We start from the raw sequence: 10,145 nt of genomic DNA, 5'->3' as shown, positions 1-10,145 counted from the left end.
GCCCCGGCCGCCGGTGCGCGGCTGGGCGCTGGCCGGCGGGCGGCTGCGGCCGATGACCGCGCACGAGGTGTTCGACGAGCTGGCCGACGACGCCGCGCGCGGGCTGCCCTTCCCGCCCGGGGTGGACCCGCTGCCCGGGTTCCCGCTGCCCGGCTTCCGGGGTCACGGGGAAGGGGGCGGGCCGCTGGGGTGATCACCACGTTCACCGTCTCCGCATCCACCATGCGGCGCTGGGGGCTGTTCATCGACCGCCTGTTCGGGGAAGATTCGGAGAAGATCAACAGCAGGAGCGTGCGGTGCCCCACGCCGTCGTTCCGGCCGCTCCGCCCCGTACCGCGCCATGCAGGTCCTCCTCGCGCACCGCCGGTCCGGCGAAGCCCGACAGCGAGAGGGGGACGGATGAGCGAGCGGAGCGAGCTCGGCGCCAGGGGGTGCGCGTGGGCGAGCGCCCCCGCCGAGCGCCGCGGGGCGAGATCATGAGCCCGATCGAGTACAGCGCGGAGATCGCCGAGCTGCTCGGGAAGGTGCGGCGGCGCCCCACGGCGGGCTGGCCGTGGCGGCCGGGCGAGCAGGTGCCGGAGGGGCTGCCGGTCAAGCAGTCCTGGGGGTGGCTGTTCGCGCCGGACGGGCGGGTGCTGACGCTGGTGAACCCGAGGGACGGGATCTGCTCGCTACCCGGCGGCTCACTGGAACCGGAGGACGACGGGGACCCGTCGGCCGCCCTGGCCCGGGAGTCGGCCGAGGAGGCGCAGGCCCTGATCGGCCGGCCGTACTACCTCGGCTACCTCTACGACCGGGTCGGATCGGCGAACGGCGGGCACGAGTGCGCGCGGGTCCGGATGGCGGCGGCGCTGCGGGCGGTCGGCCCGAGCGCGGCCGACCCGGCCTCGGGTCGGCACTACCGGCGGCTACTGGTCGCGCCGGGCCTCGCCGTCGAACTGCTCGGTTGGGGCGCGCCCGGGCTGCGCCAGGCCCGGGCGGCCGTCGCCACCGCCGCCCGCTGGCTCGGTGTGCCCGCGGCCGCGAACGAGGCGATCGAGGAGCTGCCGGTCGAGGGCTGCACGGTCTCCCCGGGCATCGTGTACCAGGGGGCCGTGCACCCCGGTGGTGGCCGCCCCCGCGCGCAGGGCTGACGGGGCGCGGTGCCGTACTCCCGAGCGACCTCCCGGCGCGCTGCCCCCGGCACGTCGTCCTGACTGCCGGTCGCGTCCGTCGCACGGTCCGGCCGGCCGCGGCGGCGAATTCCGACGGTGCCGTTGATGCCCCTTCTGGCCCACCTTCCGACGTGCCTTGAGGCACATCATCCGCCCCCCCTGCACCCGCTGACACTCCTTTCGAATCCGGCCCGACGATGGCCGGGCGGCAATTCGCCGGCTGGTCCTGCACGGAACTTCCGCAAGTTGCCGGTCTACGCGCGCTGCGCTACGCGCGTCACGGTGCACCCGCTCTGACCAGCGTGAAATCACGGATTGTCGGCGGCAGTTCATCTCTGAGCTATCAGACACACCGTCAATATCCTTGGCATGACTCCTTCCAGGTTCGGCTACCGCCTGGTATCACTTCTGTGACCCGCGCCACGCCGTTCCCCTGGAGGCATGATGATCCGCCCCGTCCGCGCTCTGTCCATCGCTGCCATAGCGGCAGGTCTCACCATGACGACGCTCTTCGCCGCCTCGTCCGCGAATGCGGCCGGCGTCAACTACGTGGCCCTCGGCGACTCGTACTCCTCCGGTGTCGGTGCCGGCAGTTACCTGAGCGACAGCGGCAGCTGCAAGCGCAGCACCAACGCGTACCCGTACCTGTGGAAGAACGCGCACGCGCCGTCCTCCTTCAAGTTCGTCGCCTGTTCGGGCGCCAAGACCGGCGACATCCTGAACAACCAGATCTCCGCCCTCGACGCCAGCACCACGCTGGTCAGCATCTCGGTCGGCGGCAACGACGCCGGATTCGCCGACACCATGCAGACCTGTGTCCTCGACGGGGACCAGGAGTGCATCGACGCCGTCAACGTGGCCAAGAACTACGCCACCACCACCCTGCCCGCCCAGCTGGACAAGGTGTACTCGGCGATCAAGGCCAAGGCCCCGAACGCCCACGTCGTGGTGCTGGGTTACCCGCACATCTACAAGGTCGGTGGCAGCTGCATCTTCGGCATCGGTGACACCAAGCGCGCCGCCATCAACGGTGCCGCCGACACCCTGGACAGCGTCCTCGCCAAGCGGGCCGCGAACGCCGGCTTCGCCTTCGGTGACGTCCGCAGCATCTTCACCGAGCACGAGATCTGCGGCTCGCTGACCACCTGGCTGAACAGCACCACCCTGCCGGTCGACGAGAGCTACCACCCGAAGGCGTCCGGCCACTCCGGCGGCTACCTGCCGGTGTTCTCGGCGCTGTAAGACTGCCGCAACGGACTGCCTCCTCGCAGGACGTGCCGTGCCGCCGCCCCCTCCCGCACCTCGGGAGGGGGCGGCGGCAGCGTCGTTTCAGCCGTGGCCCGGCGTGGGCCCACTCGATGTCGATCCGTTCGGCGCGGATTTGTTCCGCGCAGGCTCGTTCGGCGCGGATCCGTTCCGCGCAGGCTCGTTCGGCGCGGATCCGTTCCGCGCAGGCTCGTTCGGCGCGGATCCGTTCGGCGCAGACCCGTTCCGCGCAGGCTCGTTCGCCGCGGATCCGCTCGGCACGGGCCGGGTCGGCGGGAAGGGGATGCCGGCGAGGACGGGCAGCAGTTCCGCCTCCTCGAAGTCGAGGTGCGCCTCAAGCTCGGCGGACATCCGGTCCAGCTCCGTGCGGAGCCGCTCCGGCTCGGTGGCCGCGATCCCGGCCAGCAGGGCCACCAGCTCCTCCTTGATCCGCCCGATGGCCCGGTGCTGCTCGCCGAGCCGTGCCAGGACGTCGGCCAGCTCCGGATGACTGCGCGCGAGGGCGGGGAAGACCGCGGCGTCCTCACCGGTGTGATGGTGCGTCAGACCGTCGCAGAAGGCCAGGCAGTGCTGTCGCAGCTGGAGCCCGAGTGTGGCCGGTCGGCCCGGGAGGTGGGCGTGCGCCTCCTCCCGTACGTGGCGTAGCTGCGCGCGCAGCCAGGTGTGCGACTCCAGCAGCTTGTCGGCGAGGCTGCGCGCCGCCGGGGCCGGGCTGCCGGAGGGCGGTTCGGGCCGTTCCAGGACGACCACCGGCAACTCCCGTTCGGTGTGCGCCTGGTAGCCGCCATAGCCAGGGGCCTTCCGGACGACGGCGGCGAACAGCCTTTCCCGGCAGGCGCCTTCGGCGGGTACGGCGACGGTGTCGAAGGCCTCGGTTCCGAGCTCGACCCGGACCGCCGGGTGAGCAAGGAGGTTGCGGTACCACTGGGGGTGCTCCGGCGCCCCGGCGGCCGAGGCGACGACCAGGAGCAGCCCCTCCGCCCGGACGTACCCGAGTGGCACGGTGTGCGGCCGCCCGGAGCGCGCCCCGGTGGTGGTCAGCAACAGCAGGTCGCCGCCCTCGAACGGGCCGCCGACCCGGCCGCCGTTGGCGCGGAACTCCTCGATGACGTTCAGATTGAAAGACATGGGCATGCGTGTGTGGTGGATCTCCTGAGAGGAAAGGGGAATTGCGGCCACACGCGGTGCCGGTGCCGGAGCCGGTGGTACGGCTGGTCGCGCGTCCGGCGACGTCCGTCGCGGAATGCGCCTCGCGCACGCGGGCACCGCGGTGACCGCCTGGCGTCAGATCAGGGAAGCGGAGAGAGTGCTCATCGCGCATCGTCCCTTCGGAAAGGTGCTCGCCCGGCTGCCGGCCGGCCCACTACTCTGTGGCCGACGCCGCGCTGCACGCCCCCATTAGAGCCAGGCCGCGGACGCTCTGTCAACGAGCACGACCGCCGCCCGAGGAGAGCCGGAACCGCCGTGGAACACGTGCTGGACCTCGACGAAGCCGCCGCACGGATCGCCGCCCGGGCCCCGAGGTGGCGCGCCGCCCGGCTGACGGTGGAGCCGTTCACCTGGCGCGACGGACTCGCCCCTTGGCCGCAGCCGCTGGAGACGGACCGTTCCCGGGTCGCTGATCCGGACTCCCTCGGACTGCGCCTGGCCGACCCGTTGACGGGTGGTGAGCTGGACGTGGTGCTCTTCCGAGGCGGCTGGGCGGACGTGACCTACCTGGCCGCGGGCTGGGAGGGGAAGCCGGCCACGGCGGAGGAGCACGAGCCGGGCGGCGTGATCCCGGCCCGGGACATCACCTCCGCCGCCGACTTCGAGGCGCGCCTGATCGGCTGGATGGGAGATGTCTTCGGCGGCTGAGCGGCCACCTGGCCGGGCCCATCGGGCCGGGCCCATCGGGCCGGGCCTCTCGGGTCGGGCCTCTCGGGTCGGGCCTCTCGGGTCGGGCCTCTCGGGACGGGCCCGACCCCAGGGGCGCCCCAGCCCGGATCCGGTCCCCGGCGGCGCCCGCACCGAACGACGACGCGCCGCCGCTTCCCCTGGAGGCGGCGGCGCGTCGGGTCCGGGTGGTCTCCGTCAGCGCAGGTGGTCGACCAGGCCGGCCGGCTTGAGCCCGGCGGCGTCGGCGGCGGCCAGGGCGCGCTGGAGGTCGTCTGCGAGGGTGTCGGTCCAGTGCATCAGCACGACGTCGCCCGGCTGCAGCAGGCCCGGGTGCCAGATGTTGCCGGCGCCCCAGCTGAAGTCCGCGTCGGCGGTGAGCACGGTGCGGATGCCGCAGTTGGCGGCGGCCTGCAGGGTGTCGGCGTTCCAGGCGAAGTACGGCGGGCGGAAGAAGGCCGGTGCGGTGCCGAAGAGGCGGGTCATGGCGTCACGGGCGTCGCAGATCTCGACCTGCTGCCGGTCCAGCGGGAGGTTGCTGAGATCGGCGTGGGAGACGCTGTGGTCCTGGACCGAGGAGCCGGGCACGGCGGTGACCCGCTTGAAGAAGGCCGGATCGGCGGCGGCCGGCATCGGCAGCGGGAAGGCGGTGATCGGCAGCCGGTGGTCGGCGATGAACTGCTCCGCCTCGGGGGTGCGCTGCCAGCCGTCGTCCACGGTGAAGAAGACGACCTTGTCCTTGGTCGGGACGGAGCCCGCGGCGACGGCCGGGGCGGGTGCGGGGCCGTCCACCCGGACGTCGTCCACGGAGAAGGGGCCCTGCTGGTACCAGCCGTGCACGTACAGCCGGATGGTGTGCGCGTTCGGGCCGGTGGTGAACCGGGTGCTCAGCCGCTGCCAGCCGCCCTCGGTGGTCTGCGTCCAGGCGGGGGCGACGTCCTTGCCGGTGCCGGTGGCGCCCAGGTAGACGAACCTGCCGTGCACCCACGCGGAGGCCGTGTAGGTGGTGTCGGGCTGGACCGCGACGGTCTGCGCGCACTCGCCGGTGGACTCGGCGTTCGCCGGGGTGACGGTGAGCGCGGAGGTGCCGGTGTGCGGGGCGGTGGTGGTGACGGCCGCTTCGGCCGGGCCGCCGGTGCAGTTCCAGCCGGGGACGCTGCCCCAGTCGGCGAGGTCGGGGGAGGGCACCTCGAAGCCGGGGTTGGTGGCGAGGTTGACGGTCGGGGGAGCGTCGGCGGAGGCCACCGGTGCGGCGAGACCGGTGAGCAGTGCGACCGAGGCGGCCAGCGCGGACAGGCGCGTGGACATCGACACGTGAGGACTCCAGCAGGTGGGGGCACGCCCGTGGGGAGGGCGTGGGCGGAATCGGACCGTGGGCTCCGAGACGTGGGCTCCGAGACGTGGAACTCTGAGCCGTGGAACTCTGAGCGTGGAACTCCGGATCGTCGCAACAATGGACTAGACCAATAAGGTCGTCAAGGGAACGGTGGGTGAACCCCGAGGCCATCACGTGGCCGCCGCGCCTGCGTCACAAGGGGAAAGACGGCGCCTCAGGGGCCGGGCGGACAGGCCCGGTTCAGGACAGGTACAGCTCCTCGATGTCCGTCGCGTAGTACTCCGCGATCGCCGTCCGCCGCAGCTTGAGCGAGGGGGTCAGCAGTCCCTGTTCCTGGCTGAACTCCCTTGGCATCAGCCGGAAAGCGCGGATCGACTCGGCCCGTGAGACCGCGGTGTTCGCGGCCGCCACCGCGCGCTGGATCTCCACGTGCAGCTCCTCGTCCGCGAGCACCGTCCACGGGTCCGGCTGCTCCCGCCCGCGGGTCTTCAACCAGTGCGCCAGCGCCGCCGGTTCGAGCGTGATCAGTGCGGCCACGTACGGGCGGTCGTCGCCCACCACCAGGCACTGGGAGACCAGCGGGTGTGCCTCGACCCGCTCCTCCAGGGCCGCCGGGGCCAGGTTCTTGCCGCTGCTGGTGACGATCAGGTCCTTCTTGCGGCCGGTGATCGTGAGGTAGCCGTCCTCGTCCAGCCGGCCCAGGTCGCCGGTCGCGAACCAGCCGTCGACCAGGGACTCGGCCGTGCACCGCGGATGGTTGAGGTAGCCGCCGAAGACCGAGCCGCCGCGCACCCACACCTCGCCGTCGTCGGCGATCGCCACCGAGGCGCCCGGCACCGGCTGTCCGACCGTGCCGAGCTTCTGCCGTCCGGGCGGGTTGGCGGTGATCGCGGCGGTGGTCTCGGTCAGCCCGTAGCCCTCGTACAGCTGGAGGCCGGCGCCGGTGAAGAACAGGCCCAGCTCGCGCCGGAGCGTGGAGCCGCCGCACATCACGCTGCGCACCCGGCCGCCGAGCACCGCCCGCAGCCTCGGGTAGACGGTCCGCTCGTACGCGAGGTGGCGCAGCCGCAGGGCCGCGCCCGGGCCGGGACCGCGGCCGAAGGCCTTCTGCTCCCGGGCGGCGGCCCAGCCGACGGCCACCTGCCGGGCCTGTTCGAAGAGTTCGCCGCGCCCGGCGTCCTCGGCGGCCCGCCGGGCCTGCTGGAAGATCTTCTCGAAGACGTACGGGACGGCGTGCAGGAAGGTCGGGCGGAAGGTCTCCAGCGCGGGCAGCAGCGCGTCGGTGGAGACCTCGGGGATGTGGCCGATCCGGAAGCCGCCCCGGATCGCCGCGATCTGCACGGCCCGCCCGTAGACGTGCGCGAGCGGCAGGAACAGCAGGGTGGCGGGGTGGCCGCCGGCGGTGTCGCGCAGGGCGTCCCCCCAGCCGGCGAGCAGGGCGTCGGCCTCGGCGGCCAGATTGGCGTGGGTGATCAGGCAGCCCTTGGGGCGGCCGGTGGTGCCCGAGGTGTAGACGACCGTGGCGATGTTCTCGGCGGCGACGCCGAGGCGCTGGCGGTGCACCAGGGAGTCGGGCACGCCGAGGCCGTCCTCGGTGATCGCGGCGACGCAGTCGCGGTCCAGCTGCCAGATGCCGGTGAGGTCGGGCAGCGCGTCACAGACCGCGCCGACCGTCATCGCGGCGTCCTCGTCCTCGACCAGGCAGGCCACCGCCTGGGTCTCGGCGAGGATCCAGCGCACCTGTTCGGGGGCGGCGGTGGGGTAGACCGGGACGGTGATCGCGCCGATCGACCAGAGTGCGTAGTCGAACAGCGTCCACTCGTAGCGGGTGCGGGACATCAGGGCGACCCGGTCGCCGTAGCGTACGCCGTGGGTGAGCAGGCCCTTGGCCAGGGCGAGCACCTGGTCCCGGAACTCCCGGGCGGTGACGTCCCGCCACTGCCCGTCCTCGCCCCGCCAGGACAGCTGGACCAGGTCGGGGGCGCGCTCGGCGGTGTCGTAGAGGGAGTCGGCGAGTCCTCCGGTGGCCTCGGGCGCGGCCGGGGCGGGGGTGGTGAACTCGCGCACGGTCCTCCCCAGTTCGGTGCCGGTAGTACGGAGTGGGCCGAAACTATCGGATCGCCCTGTCACTGCCCAGGGTTGTGGCGGTGACACGACGGGATCGGCACGGGCCCCCTCCGGTGGTGTCGCGCCCGGGGAGGCGCGGGGGAGGCGCGGGGGAGGCGCGGAGGAGGAGCCGCGGAGGCTGTGGGGGTCTCGTGTCAACCCGTCATTGCGGGCATGTGTGAACGATTCGGGCGCGAAACGGAGGCGGGGGCGGCCGGTTTCTGACGTGTGCGGGACGAGACCGGTCAGTGGACCGGTTCGCCCCTCGAACGAGTGGTGAGGGCGTAGTAGAGTCTCGCAGACCTGTGGCCGGGAGCCCCTCCTCCGACGTGTCCCCCAGCACCCTCCACGCCGCCCCCGTGCCACCCCGAACCGCCCCGAACCGCCCCGCCCTCGACACCGTTCCTCCACCGCCCCGTCGCTCCCCGTCCGCGCCTGGCACTTCCCGACCGAGGACTCCATGCGTCTGCGCAGCAGCTCGATCCGCGCGAAGATCATCGCGCTGCTCCTGGTGCCCATCGTCGCGCTCACCGCCCTGTGGGTGTACGCGACGGTCGCCACCACCGGGGACGTCTGGAACCAGCTCGGGATCAGCCGTACGTACAAGGAGTTCGCAGGCCCGGTCGACCAGTACACCGGCGACCTGCAGAACGAGCGCCGCGCCGCCGTCCAGCGGCTGGCCGACCCGCGCTCGCCGGCCGCCAGGGAGGCCTACGAGCGGGCCAAGGCCGCCACCGACCGCAGCCTGGACGCGCTGCGGCAGAAGAAGGACAGCTCCGCCGGAAAGCTCTCCACCCCCCAGCGCGGCCGCTTCGTGCAGATCATCGCCGCCGCCGACCAGATCGGACCGCTGCGTGCCCAGGTCGGCCGCTCCGCGCTGAACTGGGAGTTCGCGCTGGACCAGTACAGCGACCTGGTCAAGCCGGTGTTCGGATTCCGGTCCGCCTACGTCGCCCGGCAGAGCGGGCAGCTCCCGCGCCAGGGCACCATCCTGATCGAGCTGGTGCGTGCCCGCGAGTACCTGTCGCAGGAGGACGCGGCGATGGAGGGCCTGCGCACCGGCGCCGCCAAGCCCACCGCCGAGCAGTACCAGGTCGCGCTGGACGCCCTGCACAACCAGCAGGCGCTGTTCACCGTCTACATCGCCGAACTCGAACCCGCCGACCAGTCCGACTACATCGCGCTGCGCGGCGGCGAGGCCTGGGGCGCGCTGGCCCGCGCCGAGGCGGACTTCGTCGGCGCCGGCGGCCCCGACCGGGTGGTCCAGGCGCTCAACAGCGACTCCTGGCGGGAGACCGCCGACCGGGCGCTCGGCGACCTCGCCTCGATCAACAGCCGGATCTCCGGCGGGCTGGACGAGCGCGCGCGGTCCGCTGCGATGGGACTGCTGTGGCGCGGCGGCATCGCCGGTGCGGTCGGCCTGGTCGCGGTCGTGCTGTCGATCATGATCTCGTTCCGGATCGGCCGCGGCCTCGCCCGCGAGCTGATCGGCCTGCGCAACGCGGCCGACGAGCTGGCCGGCACCCGGCTGCCGTCCGTCATGCTGCGGCTGCGCCGCGGCGAACCGGTGGACGTGGCCACCGAGGCCCCCGAGCTGCACTTCGGGGACGCCGAGATCGGCCAGGTCGGCCAGGCGTTCAACGCGGTGCAGCGGGCCGCCGTCGAGGCCGCCGTCGAACAGGCCGAACTGCGGCGCGGGGTCTCGGCGGTGTTCGTCAACCTGGCCCGGCGCAGCCAGGTGCTGCTGCACCGCCAGCTCACCCTGCTGGACACCATGGAGCGCCGCACCGAGGACCCGGCGGAGCTGGAAGACCTCTTCAAGGTCGACCACCTCACCACCCGCATGCGCCGGCACGCCGAGGGCCTGATCATCCTGGCCGGCGGCTCGCCCGGGCGCGCCTGGCGCAAGCCGGTCCGGATGGTGGACGTGGTCCGGGCGGCGGTCGGCGAGGTCGAGGACTACGCCCGGGTGATCGTCCGGCCGTTCCCCGGCACCGGCCTGCTCGGCAGCGCCGTCGCGGACGTCACCCACCTGGTCGCCGAGCTCGTCGAGAACGCCGCGGTGTTCTCCCCGCCGAACACCCAGGTCACCGTCCAGGGCGAGGTGGTGGCGCACGGCTTCGCCCTGGAGATCGACGACCGCGGCCTCGGGCTGAGTGAGCAGCTGCTCGCCGAGATCAACGAACGCCTCGCCGTGGAGCAGGAGTTCGACCTCGCCGACACCGACCGGCTGGGCCTGTTCGTGGTCAGCCGACTGGCCCGGCGACACGGCATCCGGGTGCACCTGCGGCCGTCCCCGTACGGCGGGACGACGGCGGTGGTGCTGATCCCGCGCGAGCTGCTCGCGGAGGCGCCGGACGGGACGCCGGAGCCGGGCCCGGCCGGGCAGCGGCTGGCGGCGGGCGGCC

Annotated in this window: 6 protein-coding genes and 2 pseudogenes; 5 read left to right on the top strand and 3 right to left on the bottom strand. The window is 73.1% G+C overall.

What is annotated here, in order from left to right; all coding sequences use genetic code 11:
- The 3 genes and pseudogenes from KS423_RS27835 to KS423_RS27825 form a co-directional block, all read left to right on the top strand.
- A pseudogene (locus KS423_RS27835) lies at positions 1-193 on the top strand (hypothetical protein); the annotation flags it as partial.
- 283 nt (positions 194-476) lie between these two features.
- Positions 477-1,133 (top strand): NUDIX hydrolase, encoded by a 657-nt coding sequence (locus KS423_RS27830; RefSeq protein WP_224282525.1) that lies wholly within the window; start codon positions 477-479, stop codon positions 1,131-1,133.
- A 462-nt stretch (positions 1,134-1,595) separates the two neighbouring features.
- Positions 1,596-2,396 (top strand): SGNH/GDSL hydrolase family protein, encoded by an 801-nt coding sequence (locus tag KS423_RS27825; protein WP_308020256.1) that lies wholly within the window; start codon positions 1,596-1,598, stop codon positions 2,394-2,396.
- Between the two features lie 285 nt (positions 2,397-2,681).
- Here the strand turns inward: KS423_RS27825 and KS423_RS27820 are convergent.
- A pseudogene (locus tag KS423_RS27820) lies at positions 2,682-3,554 on the bottom strand (nitroreductase/quinone reductase family protein); the annotation flags it as partial.
- A gap of 330 nt (positions 3,555-3,884) precedes the next feature.
- Here KS423_RS27820 and KS423_RS27815 point away from each other — a divergent pair.
- Positions 3,885-4,277 carry a hypothetical protein gene (locus KS423_RS27815; protein ID WP_224282524.1) on the top strand — a complete coding sequence of 131 codons (393 nt, stop codon included), beginning with the start codon at positions 3,885-3,887 and terminating at the stop codon, positions 4,275-4,277.
- 216 nt (positions 4,278-4,493) lie between these two features.
- Here KS423_RS27815 and KS423_RS27810 read toward each other — a convergent pair whose 3' ends face one another.
- Positions 4,494-5,603: a polysaccharide deacetylase family protein gene (locus KS423_RS27810; RefSeq protein WP_224282526.1), complete on the bottom strand. Its 1,110-nt coding sequence runs from the start codon at positions 5,601-5,603 to the stop codon at positions 4,494-4,496.
- A 268-nt stretch (positions 5,604-5,871) separates the two neighbouring features.
- Complete coding sequence (locus KS423_RS27805) at positions 5,872-7,698, bottom strand: long-chain fatty acid--CoA ligase (protein ID WP_224282523.1); 1,827 nt, start codon at positions 7,696-7,698, stop codon at positions 5,872-5,874.
- 499 nt (positions 7,699-8,197) lie between these two features.
- Here KS423_RS27805 and KS423_RS27800 point away from each other — a divergent pair.
- The coding region (locus tag KS423_RS27800) for an ATP-binding protein (RefSeq protein ID WP_224282522.1) at positions 8,198-10,145 on the top strand (1,948 nt) is incomplete at its 3' end.

It is taken from the genome of Streptomyces sp. LS1784 (assembly GCF_020103755.1).
GTDB lineage: Bacteria > Actinomycetota > Actinomycetes > Streptomycetales > Streptomycetaceae > Kitasatospora.
The sequence above is the reverse complement of the archived record's forward strand: the minus strand, read 5'-3'. Positions and strand labels throughout refer to the sequence as shown.